17 protein-coding genes and 1 tRNA gene are annotated in these 19,668 nt (G+C 60.1%); 6 read left to right on the plus strand and 12 right to left on the minus strand.

The genetic code is table 11. The features are described from left to right. The first annotated feature begins 7 nt into the window (after positions 1 to 7). On the plus strand, positions 8 to 649 hold the full coding sequence (gene alkB / locus ACR6A7_RS00530) for a DNA oxidative demethylase AlkB (protein ID WP_434122794.1): 642 nt from the start codon (positions 8 to 10) through the stop codon (positions 647 to 649). Positions 650 to 733: 84 nt separating this feature from the next. Continuing rightward, positions 734 to 2,404 carry a multidrug ABC transporter permease/ATP-binding protein gene (locus tag ACR6A7_RS00535; RefSeq protein WP_434122795.1) on the plus strand — a complete coding sequence of 557 codons (1,671 nt, stop codon included), beginning with the start codon at positions 734 to 736 and terminating at the stop codon, positions 2,402 to 2,404. Here the strand turns inward: ACR6A7_RS00535 and ACR6A7_RS00540 are convergent. The 5 genes from ACR6A7_RS00540 to ACR6A7_RS00560 all read right to left on the minus strand — a co-directional run bounded on the left by ACR6A7_RS00540 (position 2,401) and on the right by ACR6A7_RS00560 (position 6,051). Continuing rightward, entirely contained in the window at positions 2,401 to 3,153 is a 753-nt protein-coding gene (locus ACR6A7_RS00540; protein WP_434122796.1) for a 4'-phosphopantetheinyl transferase family protein, read from the minus strand. The two genes, ACR6A7_RS00535 and ACR6A7_RS00540, sit on opposite strands and share 4 nt — an antisense overlap. Before the next feature lie 61 nt (positions 3,154 to 3,214). Beyond that, positions 3,215 to 3,418 (minus strand): hypothetical protein, encoded by a 204-nt coding sequence (locus tag ACR6A7_RS00545; protein WP_033750392.1) that lies wholly within the window; start codon positions 3,416 to 3,418, stop codon positions 3,215 to 3,217. A gap of 481 nt (positions 3,419 to 3,899) precedes the next feature. Then, positions 3,900 to 3,976, minus strand: a tRNA-Pro gene (locus ACR6A7_RS00550). A gap of 71 nt (positions 3,977 to 4,047) precedes the next feature. Further along, positions 4,048 to 5,802 (minus strand): LPS biosynthesis-modulating metalloenzyme YejM, encoded by a 1,755-nt coding sequence (gene yejM, locus ACR6A7_RS00555; protein ID WP_434122797.1) that lies wholly within the window; start codon positions 5,800 to 5,802, stop codon positions 4,048 to 4,050. Between the two features lie 21 nt (positions 5,803 to 5,823). Continuing rightward, positions 5,824 to 6,051, minus strand: coding sequence for a YejL family protein (locus ACR6A7_RS00560; protein WP_033750387.1), 228 nt, complete (start codon positions 6,049 to 6,051; stop codon positions 5,824 to 5,826). A 158-nt stretch (positions 6,052 to 6,209) separates the two neighbouring features. On the opposite strand from ACR6A7_RS00560, the gene yejK reads away from it, so the two are divergent. Then, a complete protein-coding gene (gene yejK, locus ACR6A7_RS00565) occupies positions 6,210 to 7,214 on the plus strand; it encodes a nucleoid-associated protein YejK (protein ID WP_434122798.1) in 1,005 nt (334 codons plus the stop codon). A 63-nt stretch (positions 7,215 to 7,277) separates the two neighbouring features. Here the strand turns inward: yejK and rplY are convergent, their stop codons facing one another. Both rplY and radD read right to left on the minus strand, forming a co-directional pair. Continuing rightward, positions 7,278 to 7,562, minus strand: a complete 285-nt coding sequence (gene rplY / locus ACR6A7_RS00570) for a 50S ribosomal protein L25 (RefSeq protein ID WP_103794130.1) — start codon at positions 7,560 to 7,562, stop codon at positions 7,278 to 7,280. Between the two features lie 130 nt (positions 7,563 to 7,692). Then, positions 7,693 to 9,447, minus strand: a complete 1,755-nt coding sequence (gene radD, locus ACR6A7_RS00575; RefSeq protein ID WP_434122799.1) for a DNA repair helicase RadD — start codon at positions 9,445 to 9,447, stop codon at positions 7,693 to 7,695. A 163-nt stretch (positions 9,448 to 9,610) separates the two neighbouring features. On the opposite strand from radD, the gene rsuA reads away from it, so the two are divergent. From rsuA to ACR6A7_RS00590, 3 genes are all read left to right on the plus strand, one after another. Continuing rightward, the gene (rsuA, locus tag ACR6A7_RS00580; protein WP_434122800.1) at positions 9,611 to 10,330 is read left to right on the plus strand and encodes a 16S rRNA pseudouridine(516) synthase RsuA; all 720 of its coding nucleotides are present in this window, start codon (positions 9,611 to 9,613) and stop codon (positions 10,328 to 10,330) included. 10 nt (positions 10,331 to 10,340) lie between these two features. Then, positions 10,341 to 11,537, plus strand: coding sequence for a Bcr/CflA family multidrug efflux MFS transporter (locus ACR6A7_RS00585; RefSeq protein ID WP_434122801.1), 1,197 nt, complete (start codon positions 10,341 to 10,343; stop codon positions 11,535 to 11,537). A 436-nt stretch (positions 11,538 to 11,973) separates the two neighbouring features. Continuing rightward, positions 11,974 to 12,294 (plus strand): YejG family protein, encoded by a 321-nt coding sequence (locus ACR6A7_RS00590; RefSeq protein WP_434122802.1) that lies wholly within the window; start codon positions 11,974 to 11,976, stop codon positions 12,292 to 12,294. Here ACR6A7_RS00590 and yejF read toward each other — a convergent pair. From yejF to ACR6A7_RS00615, 5 genes are all read right to left on the minus strand, one after another. Further along, positions 12,281 to 13,885: a microcin C ABC transporter ATP-binding protein YejF gene (gene yejF, locus ACR6A7_RS00595; RefSeq protein WP_434123315.1), complete on the minus strand. Its 1,605-nt coding sequence runs from the start codon at positions 13,883 to 13,885 to the stop codon at positions 12,281 to 12,283. The genes ACR6A7_RS00590 and yejF overlap by 14 nt on opposite strands. Then, positions 13,882 to 14,904, minus strand: a complete 1,023-nt coding sequence (locus ACR6A7_RS00600; RefSeq protein WP_434122803.1) for an ABC transporter permease — start codon at positions 14,902 to 14,904, stop codon at positions 13,882 to 13,884. The genes yejF and ACR6A7_RS00600 overlap by 4 nt, the downstream gene beginning before the upstream one ends. Next, positions 14,904 to 15,989, minus strand: coding sequence for a microcin C ABC transporter permease YejB (locus ACR6A7_RS00605; RefSeq protein ID WP_434122804.1), 1,086 nt, complete (start codon positions 15,987 to 15,989; stop codon positions 14,904 to 14,906). The genes ACR6A7_RS00600 and ACR6A7_RS00605 overlap by 1 nt, the downstream gene beginning before the upstream one ends. A gap of 10 nt (positions 15,990 to 15,999) precedes the next feature. After that, positions 16,000 to 17,808, minus strand: a complete 1,809-nt coding sequence (locus tag ACR6A7_RS00610) for an extracellular solute-binding protein (protein ID WP_434122805.1) — start codon at positions 17,806 to 17,808, stop codon at positions 16,000 to 16,002. A gap of 65 nt (positions 17,809 to 17,873) precedes the next feature. Beyond that, on the minus strand, positions 17,874 to 19,454 hold the full coding sequence (locus ACR6A7_RS00615; protein ID WP_434122806.1) for a cyclic di-GMP phosphodiesterase: 1,581 nt from the start codon (positions 19,452 to 19,454) through the stop codon (positions 17,874 to 17,876). Positions 19,455 to 19,668 lie beyond the last annotated feature (214 nt).

The raw sequence follows: 19,668 nt of genomic DNA on the forward strand, positions 1-19,668 counted from the left end.
GGGAGTGATGCTTGATCTGTTTAGTGAAGAGGCGCCGTGGCAGGAGCCGCTGGCGGAGGGCGCGACCATTCTGCGACGCCGCGCGCGCGACGACGCGCCAGCGCTGATCGAGGCGCTGCTGGCGGTGGCGCAGCAGAATCCGTTCCACCATCGCATTACGCCGGGCGGTCACCGCATGTCGGTGGCGATGACTAACTGCGGCGATTTCGGCTGGTCGAGCGACGCGCGCGGCTATCAATACACCGAGCAGGATGCGGAGAACGGCCGCAAATGGCCGCCGATGCCGCTGCTGTTTCGCCAGCTGGCGCTCGACTGCGCGCGCGAGGCGGGGTTCCCGCTGTTCGCGCCTGACGCCTGCCTGATCAACCGCTACGCGCCTGGCGCAAAGCTGACGCTGCATCAGGATAAAGATGAGCGCGATCTGCGTCAGCCGATCGTTTCAGTATCGCTGGGGCTGCCGGCGGTGTTTCAGTTTGGCGGCTTCGCGCGCGGCGACGCCACGCAACGCGTGCTGCTGGAGCATGGCGACGTGGTGGTGTGGGGCGGACCGTCGCGCCTGCGCTACCACGGTATTTTGCCGCTTAAGCCTGGCGATCATCCGCTGACTGGCGCCTTCCGCTACAACCTGACCTTTCGCCGCGCCTTCTGAGCGCGGCGCGATTGCGAATAACTATTGCTATCATTCCGCATCGCTTTAAACTGCTGGCTGCTTTCCTGACTGCTGGACTTTTTTATGGCGTTGCTCAAGGTTGTTTTTCGCCAGTTTCGCTGGCCTTTTATCGGCGTGATCCTGCTGACGCTGCTCAGCGCCGTGCTCGGCATCGCTATGATCGCCTATATCAACAGCGAAATGATCTCGGCGATCAATACCTCTTTCTCCGTGCTGCCTGGCTTCTTACTACAGCTGGTGCTGCTGATGGCGGTCACGCTCGCCGCCCAGCTGGCGCTGACGCTGCTGGGGCATCAGTTTGTCTGGCGGCTGCGCGGCGAATTTATCAAACGCATTCTGGATACCCGCGTCGAGCGGCTGGAGCAGATCGGCAACGCGCCACTGCTGGCCGGGCTGACCAGCGATATCCGCGCCATCACCATCGCCTTCGTCCGCCTGCCGGAGCTGATTCAGGGCATTATCATCACGCTGGGATCGGCAATCTATCTCGCCTGGCTCTCGCCTAAAATGCTGATGGTCTCCAGCCTGTGGATGGCGGTGACGCTGGTGGGGGGCTGGCTGCTGGTGTCGCGCGTTTATCGCCATATGGCGAAACTGCGCGAGGTAGAAGATGACCTCTACCGCGATTTCCAGACGGTAACGGAAGGGCGCAAAGAGCTGCATCTGAACCGCGAGCGCGCTCAGCTGATCTACGAAACCGTTTATCAGGAAGATGCGAAAGCCTACCGTCACCATATCGTGCGCGCCGACACCTACCATCTCAGCGCGGTAAACTGGTCGAATATCATGACGCTCGGCGCCATAGGCATGGTTTTTTTTATGGCCAACAGCCTGGGCTGGGCGAACACCGCGGTGGCGGCGACCTTCTCGCTGACGCTGCTGTTCCTGCGCACGCCGCTGCTGTCGGCGGTCGGCGCGCTGCCGACGCTGCTCAGCGCCCAGGTGGCGTTTCGCAAGCTTAACGCCTTCGACCTTGCGCCCCATCAGGAGGGCTTTTATACGCTGCCGCCGCTGGCGGAGTGGCACACGCTGGAGCTGCGCGACGTCTGCTTCCACTACGGACAAAACGGTTTCGAGGTCGGCCCCATTAACCTGACGCTGCGACGCGGCGAGCTGCTGTTTTTGATTGGTGGCAACGGCAGCGGTAAGTCGACGCTGGCGATGCTGCTGACCGGCCTCTACCAGCCGCACAGCGGCACGCTGCTGCTGGACGGCAAACCGATTGGCACGCAAGATCTGGATCGCTGGCGCAAGCACTTCTCCGCCGTGTTTACCGACGTGCATCTCTTCGATCGGCTGATCGGGCGCGAGGGCGCCCCCGCGAATCCTGAGCTGGTGCAGGCCTGGCTTGAGCGCCTGAAAATGCAGGACAAGCTGAAAATCGAAGGCAATAAAATCCTCAACCTGCAGCTGTCGAAAGGGCAGAGCAAGCGGGTCGCGCTGCTGCTGGCGGCGGCGGAAGAGCGCGACGTGCTGCTGCTGGACGAGTGGGCGGCGGATCAGGATCCCCACTTCCGCCGCGTCTTTTATCGTGAGCTGCTGCCCTGGCTGCAGGCGTCGGGCAAAACCGTGTTCGCCATCAGCCATGACGACCACTATTTTATGCACGCCGACCGTCTGCTGGAGATGCGCGAAGGCAAACTCAGCGAGCTGACCGGACGCGAGCGTGACATGGCGACGCTGGATGCGGTGCAGCGCACCGACCTCACTTTTCAGCAGGAAGAAAAAGCTTAGCGCAATGGGGGGAGGGCCGGTGTTTTATTGCCTGCCGCAGGACAGGTCAGCAGCGTCAGCACCCGATTCGCCTCCAGCTGAAATTCCGCCTCGAGCCGCATACCGGCGGCAAACGCCGCGCTAAAGCTGTGGTTTAGCACGATCACCGCTTTGCCTGTGGTGATATCTGCCTCCAGCAGGCTGGCCTGAGGAAAATCCATCGGCTGATGCAGCTGCGGCCACAGCGCTTTATACAGACTCTCTTTCAGCGAAAACAGCAGCGTTGCGGCCTGCGAAAACGGCAGCGGCAGCGCGCGCAGCCGCGCCTCTTCCTGGCCGCTCATCAGCAGGGCGGCGGTTTCCTCTGCAGTGTGCAGGCTCATCACGCTTTCAATATCGACGCCGATGCAGAGCGGCTGACGGGTCATGGCCAGCGCCACCGCGCCGTCGGTGTGCGACAGCGACGCCTGCACGCCGGGCGGCCAGACGGGCGACCGGTCGCTATGGTTTTTCAGCAGAAAGTCGGGGATGCCAATCTCGCCTGTCACCTCACGCGCCAGCCAGCGGCTGGCCAGGTATTCGGCGCGACGCTTTTTTACCGCCTGCTGCACAGCAGATGGAAAGGGCAGATTCCAGCGCGCGCTGAAGCTGTCGTCATAAAGAGTCAGGTCAAAGCGCGCCTGCGCCAGCAGCACATCGCCACGGCGCAGATGCGCGGAGCGAATAAAGCCGCCTTCAGGAGGCGGCAGAGAAACGATCTGAGAATGCATAGGATTCCACGGCGGCGCGCAAAAGGGCATTAAAGCAGCCCGCCATGGTCGGGGCAACCGCTTAGTCGTTAGGCGGAATGGCAAAGCCCTTTACGGAAACCACGAAGTGATGGTGACCTTTAGTGATGCGCGCACCGCGATCGCACCAGCGCGAGGCCAGGCGAAAAAAATCGTCGCTGCCGATATTGTAAGCCAGTTCCACTTTACTCACGCCTGAATGAAGCAGTTCTTCCGCATCCTGCAGGCTCTTCGCTTTGATAACCATAATGATATCCATCCGAAATTCAGAGGCATTAAGATTAAGGAATATTTATGACAGTTTTGTTTCACTAAGATTAAAAAGCGCGGCGGCTTGCGGTTTTTGTGAGGAAGATCAGCGTTAATTGCCTGGCGTAAGCGGCTGAATGAAAGTGTAACGGCTTATCTGTTGAGGCAAAAGCTTATAGATCCTGAGCCGCTACAGGCAGCAAAAAGGCCGCGCGTGGCGACCTTTGTGGGTTACTGCTTTTGATCCGGTTCAGGACGTTTGTCGCCTGACTCGGGCGCGTTGTTTGGATCGTCTTTTTCAATAGAATGCATAAACTCTCCTCTTCATTACCCACACAGAAGTCAGTATAGACCATGTTGCTGCGCACAGCGTGCGGAAGCCGCAGGAGGCGGCGCCTGTGTGTCCGGGGCAAAGAGAGAAAAGGCTTACGGCAGGCATAAAAAAAGCAGCCTTAACAGGCTGCTTTAGTTGGGAATTTTGGTCGGCACGAGAGGATTTGAACCTCCGACCCCTGACACCCCATGACAGTGCGCTACCAGGCTGCGCTACGTGCCGAACAGTGGGGCCTAGTCTACTGTTTCTCTGGCGGAATGCAAGCAGCAGCCGTCTAACTGCCTCATAAATAATCAGTTAGCGATAAAACGCTTCTCTTCCGTCAGCACCTGCAGCAGCAACGCCAGCTGAGGCTTATGATCTTTCAGGGCGTTGCCCTTAGCATCGTAAGCGCGATAGCTGCCGTTATTGTTGAGCACCAGCGTCACCTGCGGCGTCGTCACCACCAGACGATTATCTTCGCTGCTGGCGACCCAGTCGTGGCGGCGCTGCGCGGCGAAGAGATCTTCCCCTTGCGAATAGTTCACCGGGTTGGTGCGCACGTGCAGCAGGCGCTGCATCAGCGTCGCCATGACATCCTGATGGTCGGTGAGGCGATCGATGGTCTGCGCAGGGGTGTCCGGCCAGTGGATCACCAGCGGAACCTGCAGGTTCGCACGATTGCCCACGCTGTCAAGGTTGCCGTCCAGCGCTACGCCCTGCTGCGCGGTAATCACCACCACGGTATTTTTCAGCAGATCGCGCTGCTCCAGCGTGGTGAGCACCGTATGAATTTGCTCATCGATGGCGGCAGTTTGACGCAGGTAGCTACGCTGACGCGATTTCGCCGGGGCGCTGCTTAGGTCGACGCCGTCCAGCGCCAGCCAGGAGAACCATGGATTGCCGTCGCCTTTCTGCCCGTTAAGCCAGTTCTGCCACTGGGTAACGGTGCTGGCGTTAGGCTGACTGTCGGTGGCGGGCAGGGTGTAGTCCGTCAGCAGCGCCTGGCGATAGAGCGGCTGATTGAAGCCTTCAGAGGAGAAAAGCCCGAACTGATAGCCCTGTGAACTTAATGCGCCGAGCAAGGCCGAGGGCATGCGCGCCGCTAGCACGCCGTCCATGTAGCTGGCGGAAATACCGTAGAACAGGCCAAACAGCCCTTTTTCCGGCAGGTCGCCCGCGCTGAAGTGCTGGGTAAAGCGCAGATTATTGCCGGCGAACTGATTGAGCTGCGGCAGCGCTTTCGCCATATCACCGGCGTTCAGCGATTTCACGGTGATCACCAGCAGGTTATTGCGCGTGCCGCCGTCGCGGAAGGTGATATCGCTGAGCGGATACTGTACCGACACCGCTTCCGGATCGCCCTGCTGAATCAGGCGCTGCTGGTAAGCCTGCGCGTCCAGCAGACCGTGGCGCTCAAGGAAGCGTCGCGCGGTCATCGGATAGGAGAGCGGCAGATTGGCGCGCTGCATGGTAATCGGGCGGTAGAAATTGGCGTCGGCCCAGATATAGAGCAGATGGCTGGCGAAAAAGGCGGTGATAAACAGTGCCGCCAGCGGCTTGCCGAACGAGCGCCGGTTCAGGCTGCGCAGCTTCTGCCAGCTCCAGGTGGCGAACAGCATCTCCACGAGGAAGATCAGCGGCACGCTGATAAACATCAGCTGCCAGTCGCGCGCCATCTCGCTCTGGTCAGGGTTGATCACCAGCTCCCACACCACCGGATTCAGGTGAAGATGGAAGCGGTTGAACACCGCGCTGTCGACCATAATCAGCGTCAGCCCGACGGTGGCGATAATCGCCGACAGGACGCGCAGCAGCCGCTGCGACATCACCAGGAAGGTGAGCGGGAATATCGCCAGCAGATAGACGGCGAACACGATAAAGCTGAAGTGGCCGATCCAGCTGCTGAAGGCGTAAATACGCCCCGCGAGCGACGCGGGCCAGTCGGCGACCACCAGATAGCGGCTGCCTAAAATCAACGCGAATAAAATATTAAACAGAGCAAACCAGTGCCCCCAGCTGATCATCTGGGAGACTTTTTCGCGGTAGCGCTGCCGGTTGGTTACCATATTATGCGATCAAATCAGCGATTAATGGGCGTTGTCGTCGCGTACGGAGGCCTGCAGAGCTTCCGCGAAAGAACGTGCCAGCGAACGGCGCTGCGCCGGCGCAACGTCGCTGTTGATTACGTTGGTCACCATATTTCCCAGCACCATCAGGGAAAGGTCGGTCGGCGCATTGTCTTTCTGCAGCACCTGGGCCAGTTGCGCGAGGAGTTTTTCCACGCGTTCGTCGCTGTAACGGGATGATTGTGGCATATCGTCGGCTAATCTCGTTTCAAAAGGCGGTATAGTACCGTAACGACAGGGTTTTTACCGCAATTTTATCGAAAGCGCATCGATCGGTTAAAGCATGGAGTTGAAAGCCGATGCGGGCGGTGTTTGAATACGCGCCTGAACTAAAAGGAGAGTCTACCATGAGTCTGGATATCGACCAGATTGCCCTGCATCAGCTGATCAAGCGCGACGAGAATCAGCTTGAGCTGGTACTGCGCGATACGCTGCTGCCCGCTAACGCCACCGTGGAAGCGATGGTAGAAGAGCTGCACCGCGTCTACAGCGCGAAAAACAAAGCCTATGGCCTGTTCAACCAGGAGAGCGAACTGGCGGAGGCGCTGCGCAACTGCCGCAAAGGCAATGACGACTTCCTGGCGTTCAGCCGCGCGGCGACCGGTCGTCTGCGCGACGAGCTGGCGAAATATCCTTTTGCCGAAGGCGGGGTAGTGCTGTTTGTGCACTATCGCTATCTGGCAGTGGAATATCTGCTGATCGCGGTGCTCAACAGCCAGCGCAGCATGCGCGTCAACGAGCAGCTCGACATCAGCAGCACGCACTATCTCGACATCAACCACGCCGACATCGTGGCGCGCATCGATCTGACCGAATGGGAGCTGACGCCAGAATCTACGCGCTATCTCACTTTTCTACGCGGGCGCGTAGGGCGCAAGGTCGCCGATTTCTTTATGGATTTCCTCGGCGCCAGCGTCGGTCTGGATACGAAAGCGCAAAACCGCGGGCTGCTGCAGGCGGTAGACGATTACTGCGCGGAGTCAGAGCTCGATAAAAGCGAGCGGCAGAACTATCGCCAGCAGGTTTACAGCTACTGCAACGAACAGCTGCAGGCGGGCGAAGAGATTGCGCTGGAGGATCTGTCGAAGGAGCTGCCGCCGCTCGGCGAGAAATCCTTTCAGGCTTTTACGCAGGAGCAGGGCTACGAGCTGGAGGAGCATTTCCCGGCGGATCGCAGCACGCTGCGTCAGCTGACCAAATTCGCCGGCAGCGGCGGCGGTCTGACGCTCAATTTTGACGCCGGCCTACTGGGCGAGCGCGTTTTCTGGGATCCGGCTACCGATACCTTAACGATCAAAGGGACGCCGCCGAACCTGCGCGATCAGCTGCAGCGCCGCACCAGCGGCAAGTAGGCCTTCAGCCAGGCCAAAAAAAACGCCGCATACGCGGCGTTTTTTATGTCGATTCGCAGGCGATTAGGCGCGTACGAAGTCGATGTGGTGCAGTTTAGGCTTGAACGGGTGACGCTGAACGGCCTGCACTTTAACGTTGGTTTCTTTACCGTCGACAACCAGGGTCAGCACGTCGGTGTAGAAGCCTGGCTTGGCCTGCATGTTCATCACGGCGTCGTGATCCAGTTCAATAGAAACAGCGGCTTCGCTGCCACCATAGATGATGGCCGGGAATTTGTTCGCTGTGCGCAGGCGGCGGCTCGCACCCTTACCCTGCTCTTTACGTACTTCTGCGTTGATGGTCAACATGGTTATGTCTCTTCAATAATGCCTGCTACAGGCGACCCAGCAGCAGGCAGGTTGTTCAAAGGCGATTGCGAATGCAAAAGCGGGCGGCAGTATAGCGGTAATGGGCGAGGCGGGCAAATGATTCCGCCGCTTAGCGCAGCTCATTGGCGCGGCGAAAGCGTCCCTGATAGTCGAAAACTTTCTCGCGCACCTGCCAGAACTGGCCTTTCGCGCGCGCCACCACGAAATCAGGATGGCGCAGCAGCGGCTGCAGCGCCACCACGTCGGCGGCGGTTTGCCAGCCGAGCGGCACGCCAGGCGCGCGCTGATGCGGCCGCATAAAGAGCTGCTCAAACGCCTTGCGCTGTGCGGACGTGCGCAGGCGAAAGCGTTCATCGACGCTGGTGCCGTCTTCGTCGAAATAGGTCGCCTTCAGCCACTCGCCCTTGTCATCACGGCCGTGCGTCAGCGTCATGCCGCCGCAGCGCAGTACCAGCGCGTCCTTGAGCTTTAGCGCCGCCTTCAGCATATCGTCGGGATCCACCAGTATTTTATCGCACTGGTGACAGCGCCGCGCCGCGATATCGTTTTCCGCGCCGCAGTCGGGGCAGCTTTTAAAGCGAAAGCGAAAATCGCACTGCTCGCGGTGGCCTTCGTCATCCTCCAGCACCCCCTGGCAGCGGCGGCCGAAGTGCTCGATAATCATGCCGTCCGCAGTGGTTTTGCCCCAGAAGGTATTGGCGAAACCGCAGGCGGGACAGAACACCTGCACAGGCTCATTGTCGCTGGCGCCTTTCGGCGCACCCACTTCCGGGGTAAAGAGATCGTGCGGGTTGCCTGCGTAGTCCAGAATCAGGCAGTCGGTCTTGCCGGGCGACAGGCGCAGCCCGCGTCCGACAATCTGCTGATAGAGGCTGACCGACTCGGTAGGGCGCAAAATGGCGATCAGATCGACGTGGGGCGCATCAAAGCCGGTGGTCAGCACCGCGACGTTGACCAGAAACTTCAGCTGCTGCGCCTTAAAGGCAGCGATGGTGGCGTCGCGCGCTTTCGCTGGCGTTTCTGCCGAAATCAGCGCGCTATTGGCGGGCAGCAGCGACAGGATCTCGCGTGCATGCTCTACCGTCGAGGCAAACACCATCACGCCGCGGCGCTCCTCGGCGAATTCCACGATCTGGCTGATGATATGCGGCGTCACGCGCTGCTGCTGTTTTAGCTCGCGATTGAGATCCGCCTCGCTGAACAGTCCGTTGGCCTGCGCCGTCAGACGGCTGAAATCATACTGCACTACCGGCATATCGAGCCGCTCCGGCGTCACCAGAAAGCCGTGCTTAATCATATAGCGCAGCGGCAGTTCATAGATGCAGTCGCGGAACAGCGCCTTCTCGTCGCCGCGCACCATGCCGTGATAGTGGAAGTGATAGATCCAGCCTTTGCCGAGTCGAAACGGCGTCGCGGTCAGGCCCAGCAGACGCAGCTGCGGATTATGCTGACGCAGATGGCTGAAGATCTGCTGATACTGACTGCTGTCGTCATCGCTAATTCGGTGGCACTCGTCGACGATCACCAGCGAAAAGGCGCTGTCGAACTGCGCCAGATTGCGCGCCACCGACTGCACGCTGCCGAACACCACCTTGCGCTGGCTCTCTTTGCGCTGCAGGCCAGCGGCGAAGATATCCGCTTCCAGCCCGTAAGCCTGATATTTGCCGTGGTTCTGCTCCACCAGCTCTTTGACGTGCGCCAGCACCAGCACGCGCCCGCGCGCCAGCCGCGCCAGCTCGGCGATCACCAGGCTTTTCCCTGCGCCGGTGGGCAGCACGATCACCGCCGGTTCGGCGTGACGACGAAAATGATTGAGGGTCGCGTTAACCGCGTCTTGCTGATAAGGACGTAGAGTAAAAGCCATGGCCGATCACTTTTGCGAAACTGAGCGAGATTATGCCATGAAAATGGATGAAACGCAGGAACGGCTCTGGGCGGCGGCGCTGGTTCAGGCTATACTTCCCGCACTTTTTCAACGGGTAAAACCCCGTTTCAGTTTCCCTCCGCAGTACAGGCAAAGCGAATTCATGCGACTCGATAAATTCATCTCTCAGCAACTGGAAGTCAGCCGGGCTATCGCCGGCCGTGAAATCCGGGCGCAAAAAGTTACCGTTAATGGCGAAGTGGTGCGCGACACCGCCTTTAAAATCCAGCCTGAGCATGAGGTGGAATATGACGGCAATCCGCTGCAGCTGCAGGTAGGGCCGCGCTACTTTATGCTGAACAAGCCGCAGGGCTATGTCTGTTCCACCGACGACCCCGATCACCCAACCATCCTCTACTTTATTGAAGAGCCGACCGCATGGAAGCTACACGCCGCGGGACGCCTCGATATCGACACTACCGGGCTGGTGCTGCTGACCGATGACGGCCAGTGGTCGCACCGCATTACCTCGCCGCGCCACCACTGCGAGAAAACCTACCGCGTGACGCTGGAACATCCTGTCGCTACGGATGTCGCGCAGCAGTTCGCCGAGGGCATCCAGCTGCACGGCGAAAAATCGCTGACCCAGCCAGCGCAAATGGAAGAAATTACGCCGACCGAGGTGCTGCTGACCCTCAGCGAAGGGCGCTATCATCAGGTGAAACGCATGTTTGCCGCGGTCGGCAACCGCGTAGTCGGGCTGCATCGCGAACGTATTGGCGGCATTGTGCTGGATGACGATCTTGAGCCGGGCGAATATCGTCCGCTGACGGAAGATGAAATTAACAGCGTCGGGCTGCCCGACGAGTTAAAACAGAAATAGCGGAGCGGCCGTGCGCAAGGATAAAAATTCAGCTGCGGGACTGGTGGTGATTCTGGGATTGCTGGCGATGCTGATGCCGCTCTCCATCGATATGTACCTGCCCGCGATGCCGCAGATCGCTCGCGAATTTGGCGTGTCGGCAGGCAGCGTACAGATGACGCTTAACCTCTATATCCTGGGGTTCGCCATCGGCCAGCTGGTTTACGGCCCGCTGGCGGACAGCTACGGTCGCAAGCCGGTGATCGTGCTCGGCACGCTGATCTTCGCCTGCGCGGCGGCCGCCTGTGCGCTGGCGCAGACCATCGACCAGCTGATTCTGATGCGCTTTCTGCACGGCCTTTCCGCGGCGGCGGCCAGCGTGGTGATCAACGCCCTGATGCGCGACAGCTACTCGAAAGAGGACTTCTCGCGCATGATGTCGTTTGTGATGCTGATCACCACCATCGCGCCGCTGCTGGCGCCGATCATCGGCGGCTGGCTGCTGCTGGCATGGAGCTGGCACGCCATTTTCTGGGCGTTATCGATCGCCGCGCTGATCACCACCGTGATGGTGATGACGCAGATCCGCGAGACGCTCAGGCCGGAGCAGCGCCAGCGTTTTCACCTGCGTACCATGCTGGGCAATTTCATTACGCTGTTTCGCCACAAGCGCGCCTTTAGCTATATGCTGGCGAGCGGCTTCTCGTTTGCCGGGCTGTTTACCTTTCTCAACGCGGGTCCCTTCGTCTATATCGAGGTCAACCACGTTTCACCGCAGAATTTTGGCTACTACTTCGCGCTGAACGTGGTGTTTCTGTTTGTGATGACGTTGATCAACAGCCGTGCGGTGCGCCGCTTTGGTCCGCTGGCGATGTTCCGCGCCGGGCTGGTGATCCAGTTTACGATGGGCATCTGGCTGGTGGCGGTGAGCGCGCTGCATATGGGATTTATGCCGCTGGTGCTGGGCGTCGCGATGTTTATCGGCTGCGTGTCGGTGGTCTCCTCCAACGCGATGGCGGTGATCCTCGACGAGTTTCCCCATATGGCGGGCACTGCCTCGTCGCTGGCGGGCACGCTGCGGTTTGGCGTCGGCGGGCTGGTGGGTGCACTGCTGTCAACGGCCAGTTTTAACAGCGCCTGGCCGATGGTGGGCACCATCGCGGCGTGCGCCACGCTCTCTGTGCTGTTTTTCCTCTACGCGTCGCGCCCGCGCGCCATCAGACGCTAACCCGATCGTTCTTTCAGACAGCTGACAAAGCCAGAAATCAGGGCGGCGTGGCCTGAAGCGCAAAGCGCCCCGCGCCATGGACAAAAGCGCCGGCAGTGCTTTTGAACAACGCGCAGCGTTGGCCGGGTAACGGGCGCACCTCAGGGATAAGGTGCGTATTTGCTATATTCAGTCCAGTATGTTTCTTAGTTGTGAATATTAATGATTAAGAAAGTAACCAGAATGCGTCTAAACTGATTGTTAACTGTCGATGAACGCGGTACTAATAGGCCAAAATGCGAGCCGACTCGCAAAGAATAATCTTTCCACACATCGTATGTTGGGAAACGAGAGAGCAAGCCTTGACGTCCGTTCCTGCCGTTCCTGCCGTTCAGCAGCAACAGCAAGCGCTGTTCATCGTGACTGAAGTTAATCGTTCTGGGGATACCAATTAACTATGCTGCAACTTTCCATCGTGCATCGCCTGCCGCAGCGCTACCGCTGGGCTAGCGAGCTTCACAGCGCCATCGTGGCGGAAGAGGGCGTCGCCGATGAGCAGGATCTCATTGCGCTGCGCCTGATCAGCCATGACGGGCACCCCGGCTGGGAGATTATGCATCAGCTGCAGGACGCGCTGGCGTCAATTCAGGTCGAGTGCAGAGTCGCGGAGTGTGAGGGCTCGCCCTGTCTCTTTATCCTGCGCAGCGACGAAAGCGCCACCAGCTGCTGCCTGAAAAACCAGGGCGTAGCGATTGCAGAGACCTTTAACGGTCACTGAGCTGCGCCGAGGCCAGCAGCTCGCGCGTATAATCTGCCGCGGGCGCGGCGAACAGCTTCTCGCAGTCGCCATGCTCGACCACTTCGCCCTGGCGCAGCACCATCACCTGATGACACAGCGAGCGCACCACCTGCAGATCGTGACTGATAAAAAGATAGGTCAGCTGGCGCTGCTGCTGCAGGCTGCGTAGCAGCGTGAGGATCTGTTTCTGCACCGAGCGATCCAGCGACGAGGTCGGTTCATCCAGCACCAGCAACTGCGGCTCCAGCACCAGCGCGCGGGCGATGGCAATTCGCTGCCGCTGACCGCCGGAAAACTCTGCCGCATAGCGGTGACGGCTCTCTGCTTCTAATCCCACTTCCTCCATCGCCGCGATAACGCGCGCCTGCTGCGCGGCAGCGCTGAGATCGGGCTGATGCACCGCCAGACCCTCGGCGATAATCTGCTGCACCGTCATACGCGGATTGAGCGACGAGTTTGGATCCTGAAACACCACCTGAATGCGGCGGCGCAGCGGCAGCAGCGCCTTGCGCGACAGCGCGTGCAGCGGCTGGCCGTCAAACCAGATTTCCCCCTGCGCGGCGATCAGCCTTAGCAGCGCCAGTCCGGTGGTGCTTTTGCCGGAGCCGGATTCGCCCACCAGCCCCAGGCTCTCGCCGCGCCGAAGGGTAAAGCTGAGGTTGCTGACGGCGACGTTTTCCGCCACCTGCCGCCTGAAAAGGCCGCGCCGTACCGGAAAGCCGACGCGCAGGTTACTCACCTGCAGCAGCGGCGGCGCGTCGTCGCGCAGCGGCACGGCGCGTCCTTCCGGCTCCGCCGCCAGCAGCTGTTGCGTATAGGGATGCTGCGGCTGGCTGAAGAGCTGCGCGCTGCCGCCGTGCTCGACGATTCTGCCCTGGCGCATCACGCTGACCCTGTCCGCCAGCTGGCGCACGATGCCCAAATCATGGGTAATAAACAGCATGGCCATATTACGTTCGCGCTGCAGATCGCGCAGCAGCCGCAGGATTTGCGCCTGAACGGTCACGTCGAGCGCGGTGGTCGGCTCATCGGCAATCAGCAGCGCTGGCTCGGTCAGCAGCGCCATGGCGATCATCACGCGCTGGCGCTCGCCGCCGGAAAGTTGATGAGGAAAATCATTCAGGCGTGCGGCGGCGTTGCGGATGCCGACTCGATCAAGCGCGCTAAGGATCTCCCCGCGCGCCGCCTCGCGCCGCATGCCGCGATGCAAAGAGAGCACTTCGTAAAGCTGCTTCTCAATGGTGTGCAGTGGGTTAAGAGAAACCATCGGCTCCTGAAAGATCATCGCTATCTGGTTGCCGCGCAGCGCGCGCAGCCGCCGCTCGCCAGCGCGCAGCAGATCTTCGCCGTTAAAGAGAATCTCGCCGGCGGGGTAGCTCGCTGGCGGCGCGGGCAGCAGCTGCATCGCCGCTAGCGCCGTCACGCTCTTGCCCGAGCCCGACTCGCCGACCAGCGCCAGGGTTTCGCCCGCCTCGACGTTAAGGGAAACGTCCTCTACCACGTTGCGCGTCACGCCGCCGCGGGAAAAGGCGACGGAAAGATGATGAATGGCAAGCAGCGACATCGTCAGACTCCTCTGGCCGGATCGAAGGCGTCGCGTACCGCCTCGCCAATAAAGATCAGCAGCGACAGCAGTATCGCCAGCGTGAAGAAGCCCGCCAGGCCCAGCCAAGGCGCCTGCAGGTTATTTTTGCCCTGCAACAGAAGCTCGCCAAGCGACGGCGAGCCCACCGGCAGACCGAAGCCGAGAAAATCAAGCGAGGTCAGGGTGGCGATCGATCCGCACAGGATAAAAGGCAGAAAGGTCAGGGTGGCGACCATCGCATTGGGCAGCATATGCCGCAGCATAATGCGCCCGTCGCTGACGCCCAGCGCCCGCGCGGCGCGGATATAGTCGAAATTGCGCGTGCGCAGAAACTCGGCGCGCACCACGCTGACCAGCCCCATCCAGCCGAAAATTACCGTGACCAGCAGCAGCCACCAGAAGTTGGGCTGAATCACGCTGGAGAGCAGGATCAGTAAAAACAGCGCGGGCATGCCGGACCAGACCTCAATCACGCGCTGGCCGATCAGATCGACGCGGCCGCCGAAATAGCCCTGAACGGCGCCGACGATAATGCCGATAACGCTGGAAAACAGCGTCAGCAGGAGGCCGAACAGCAGCGAAATGCGCGTGCCGTAGAGCAGGCGCGCCAGTACGTCGCCGCCGCTGGCGTCGGTGCCCAGCCAGTTCTGCGCTGAGGGGGGCGAAGGGAAGGGGACCGACGTGGCAAAGTTGATGGTGCTGTCGCTAAAGCGGATCGGCGCCCACAGCGCCCAGCCCTGCTGCTCCAGCCGTTTTTGCAGCCAGGGATCCTGGTAATCGGCGGCGGTGGGCAGCGCGCCGCCGAAGTCGCTTTCGCTGTAGCTCACCAGCAGCGGCACGAACCAGCGCTGCTGGTAGCGCACCAGCAGCGGCTTCTCGTTGGCCAGCAGATCGGCGCCGAGCGACAGGGCGAAAATCACCAGAAAAATCCACAGCGACCAGTAGCCGCGTCGGTTGTGGCGGAAGCGCAGCCAGCGCTGCTGATTAACAGGAGACAAGCGCATCAGCGGCCCTCGAAATCGATACGGGGATCGACCAGCGTATAGGTCAGGTCGCTGAGGATATTCATCAGCAGGCCGATCAGGGTGAAAATATAGAGCGTGCCGAACATCACCGGATAGTCGCGCTGAATAGTGGCGTCGTAGCCCAGCAGGCCCAGACCGTTCAGCGAGAACATCACCTCGATCAGCACCGAGCTGGTAAAAAACATGCCGATAAAGGTGGCGGGAAAGCTGGCGATCACCAGCAGCATGGCGTTGCGAAAAACGTGACGATAGAGAATGCGCCGCTCGCTAACCCCTTTGGCGCGCGCCGTCACCACATACTGCTTGCGGATCTCATCCAGAAAGCTGTTTTTAGTCAGCATGGTCAGGGTGGCGAAGCCGCCAATCACCGTCGCCAGCACCGGCAGGCTGATGTGCCACAGGTAGTCGCCCACTTTGCCGTACCAGGAGAGCGAGTCAAACTGCGGTGAGGTGAGGCCGCGCAGCGGAAACCAGTCAAAATAGCTGCCGCCGGCGAACAGCACGATCAGCATGATGCCGAACAGAAAGGCGGGCACTGAGTAGCCGATGATAATAAAGGTGCTGCTCCAGACGTCGAAGGCGCTGCCGTTGCGCACCGCTTTTTTAATACCCAGCGGGATCGACACCATATAGATAATCAGCGTGCTCCATAGCCCCAGGCTAATAGAAACCGGCAGGCTCTCTTTGATCAGCTGCAGCACCGATGCGCTGCGGAACAGGCTGTCGCCGAAGTCGAAGCGCAGATAGTTCCACAGCATCTCGACGTAGCGCTGCCACATCGGCTTGTCGAAGCCGTAACGCTTTTTGATTTCCGCGATCACCTCCGGATCGAGCCCGCGCGCGCCGCGGTACTCGCTGTCGCCGGGACTGACGCGGTTGAGGGCGCCGCGCGCGCCGCTTTCGCCGCCGCCCGGCAGGCCGGTGGTCTGGCCGAACTGAATGTTAGCCAGCGCCTGATCGACCGGACCGCCGGGCGCGATCTGCACGATAAAGAAGTTCAGCGTGATAATCGCCCACAGCGTGGGGATAATTAACAGCACTCTGCGCAAGAAATAGGCGGCCAACTCAGGCTCCTCAGCGTCGTTCGGCCGGCAAACGCGCGGCTTTGTTCACGTCATACCACCAGCTTTCCAGCCCGCTCGCGAAGGCGGGCTTGACGGCGGGATGGGAGAATTTATTCCAGTAAGCTGTGCGATCTTCCGCGTTGTACCACATCGGGATCATATACGCATTCCATAACAGGATACGATCCAGCGCCTGGCCGAGCGGCAGCAGCGCCGCTTTGTCGCCCTGATGCGCCACGATCGCTTTGACAAAGTGATCGACCAGCGGATCTTTCAGCCGCGCGCTGTTCCAGGAGGAGTCGATATAGTCGGACTGCCAGCTAACCTGCAAATCGGAGCTGGGGATGGGCATCGCCAGATAGACCCTGGCGGTCATATCGTAATCGCCTTCGCGCAGCCGGCGAAGATACTGGGAAGCGTCCACCACGCGCAGCGTCAGGCTGATGCCGAGGCGCGACAGGCTGTGCTGGAGCGGCAGCGCCCAGTCATTGCTGGCGCCGCTGCGCAGCAGCAGCTCGATGCGCAGCGGCTGACCGGTCTGCGCGTTCACCAGCTGCTGGTTTTTTACCTGCCAGCCCGCCTGTCGCAGCAGATCCAGCGCTTTCAGCAGATTCGCGCGATCGTAGCCGCTGCCGTCGGTGTGCGGCGGCGCGTAGGGCGTGGTGAAGATCTCCGGCGGCAGCCGATCTTTAAACGGCGTCAGCAGCGCCCGCTGCGCGGCGTCCGGCAGGCCGCGCGCGGCGTATTCGGTATTCTGAAAATAGCTGTTGACCCGCTGATAGGCGCCGTAGAACAGCGCCTTATTCATCCACTCGAAGTCGAAGGCCAGCGTGAGCGCCTGGCGCACCCGGCGGTCGCGGAACGGCGCCTTTTCATTGTTGATGGCCAGCCAGGTGGTATTGGTCGACGCCTGGTTGGGCGTGATCTCTTTAACGATATGCTGATTGTCAAAATTGCGGCCGCGATACTGGGTCGCCCACTTTTTGGCGGAGCCTTCCGGACGCAGATCGAACGCGCCCGCCTTAAAGGCTTCGAAGGCGACGTTATCGTCAAGATAGTAGTCGTAGCGCAGCGTATCGAAATTGAACCGCCCGCGGTTTACCGGCAGATCCGCCGCCCAGTAGTCTTTTACCCGGCTGTACTCGATATACTGACCCAGCTTATAGCGGCTGATGCGGTAGGGGCCGCTGGAGAGCGGCGGAGCGCTCAGCGGCTCGTTGAATTTTTTATCCTGCCAGAAGCGCTGCGACAGCACCGGCAGCGTCAGCAGCCCCAGCATTAAATCCCGATCCGGCTTCGGCAGGTCGATGCGCACGCGCTGGCCGTCCAGCGCTTTTACCGTTACGCCGCGATAAATAACGCGAAACTGCGGCACGCCTTCGCGCATAAATTTATCGAAGGTAAAGGCGACGTCCGGCGCGGTGATGGGCGTGTTGTCGTGAAAGCGCGCGCGTGGATTGAGGCGAATCTCCATCCAGCGGAAGTCATCGGCATAGCGCGCCGACTCGGCGACAAGCGGATAGTAGCTGCCCGGCTCGTCGTCGGAAGAGGTAAACAGGCGATCGTAAAGCGTCTCGGTGCCCGCGCCGGGATTGCCGCGCGAGGCGTAACGGTTAAAGTTATCGTAAGTGCCTACTACCGCCTGAGTCAGCTGGCCGCCTTTTGGCGCAGCGGGGTCCGCATAGTCGAAGTGGCTGAAGCCGGGCGCATATTTTGGTTCGCCCAGCGTGGCGAAGGCGCGACTTTCGCGCACGACTTCCGCGCGCAGCGGCGCGCTAAGGGCGATTAACAGCAGCAGCGATATCAGGCGAAACAGCATAGGATCCAGATTCTCCCGTGATTATGCGCAGGCTAGCGTAGCAGCATCCGAGGCGGGGCGGCCAGCTATCCCGTCAGCGTCGCCAGGCTGCGGCTGCGGTAATAGTCAATAAGCCGCTCCGGCTTCAGCGGCCGGCTAAAAAGATAGCCCTGCATATGGCTAACGCCGTGCTTCACCAGCCATGCCGCCTGCTCGCCGGTTTCCACGCCTTCGGCGACGGTTTTCAGGTTCAGCTTCTTCGCCAGATGGAGCACCGCGTCCAGCACCGGCGAGTTAAGGGTTTGCGTGCCGATGCTCTGCACGAAGCCGCGATCGATCTTGATATAGTCGAAGGGATATTTTTCCAGATAGATCAGCGCGCTGTGGCCGGTACCGAAATCGTCTATCGCAATCTGAATATCGTTCTGATGCAGCCAGGCGAAAACTTCTCCGGCGTTTTTATCGCGCACCATGGTGCGTTCGGTCACTTCAAACACGTAGTTGAAATGGTCGTCCGGCATGGCGGCGATCCAGCGCTTAACGTCCTGTTGAAAACTCTCCGACGCCAGGTGCAGCGGCGACAGGTTCAGGCTCATATGGGTGCCGGCGGGAACGTAGGGGTTGAGCCGGTGCGCGTCGCGCGCCACCAGCTCGAACAGATGCCGCGTCAGCGGAATAATCAGGTTGAGCGACTCGGCGTAGCTGATAAACATATCCGGCGGAATAAGGCCTTCGCTGGGGTGATTCCAGCGCAGCAGCGCTTCCAGTCCGTAGGCGCGACCGCTAAGGGTGCTGATCAGCGGCTGGTACTCAACGTGAAACTCGCCGCGTTTGATGCCGAGCAGGATCTCTTTGCCGGGGCGCTGGTTCATCGACAGCAGCAGCCAGCAGCCGCCGCCTACCAGCAGCGACAGCAAAACGCCGCTCAACAGGATCATCTGAATATCGCGCATCGATACCGTATCACCATAAAGAACAAACTGCAGCGGATAGCCGTCAAACGCCAGCTGCATCAGCGGCTGCGGCGGCAGGTCGCTCTTCGCGATGGTGACAGGCTGCCAGCTGGTCAGCGCGCTGTTCTGCACCACCAGCGCCATACCAGAAATTTCCGGATGGTAAGAGGCGAGCAGCTGATAGGGCGTCAGGTCCAGGTTGATGGTAGCGAGCACGCCAGACTGCACGCTTTGCGGATTGCGCAGCCAGAGAGCAAAAACCGGCTTGCCGGGCTGTAACGGCGTGCCGCTCAGCAGGCGAAGATCGCGATCGCGGCTGAGATCGGTCTGGTCAGAAATAGCGTTGAGCGGCAGATGAAAGGCGCCGGTCGCCGAGGAGCAAAAAGCGTAGCCCTCGCGCACCAGTAAAATCGCCCGCAGATCGCCAGCGAAGGCGGCGCGAGTGGTCAGCTCCTGGCTGATGGCGTGACAGTCGAAACGGCTAAAAGAGAGAAGGGGATTCAGGGTATGGGTGACGAGTCTGTCCAGCGACTGCTGTAGCGTATCGCGGCTGTCGTGCAGCAGCTGTTGATGCTGCTGCTGTCGCTTATGCCAGGTAAATGTCAGTAAAATCAGGATAAACAGAATAAAGAACAGGCTACCGAAAATCGCGCTGCTCCAGGCGATGCGGCGAGGATAGGTGGCCTGGCGCATCAGCGCCCTGGACAATGGCATGAAGTGCTTTCCCCTTGTCTTAGCTTTTATTATTGACTCTGCACGACTGCTCTCTGGTGAAGGCCCTGAGAATATAACGAGGAGGCAGGAAATGTCTCGTTATTATTCTGATAAACAATCACTTTTACGTGATTATTATGCACTTATCCGGTGGCAGGGCGAAAAAAAACGCTGCCGAAGCAGCGTTCTGTTTTCTCTGGCTGAGAAACGATCG

This window comes from Pantoea phyllosphaerae (assembly GCF_051025595.1).
Lineage (GTDB): Bacteria > Pseudomonadota > Gammaproteobacteria > Enterobacterales > Enterobacteriaceae > Pantoea.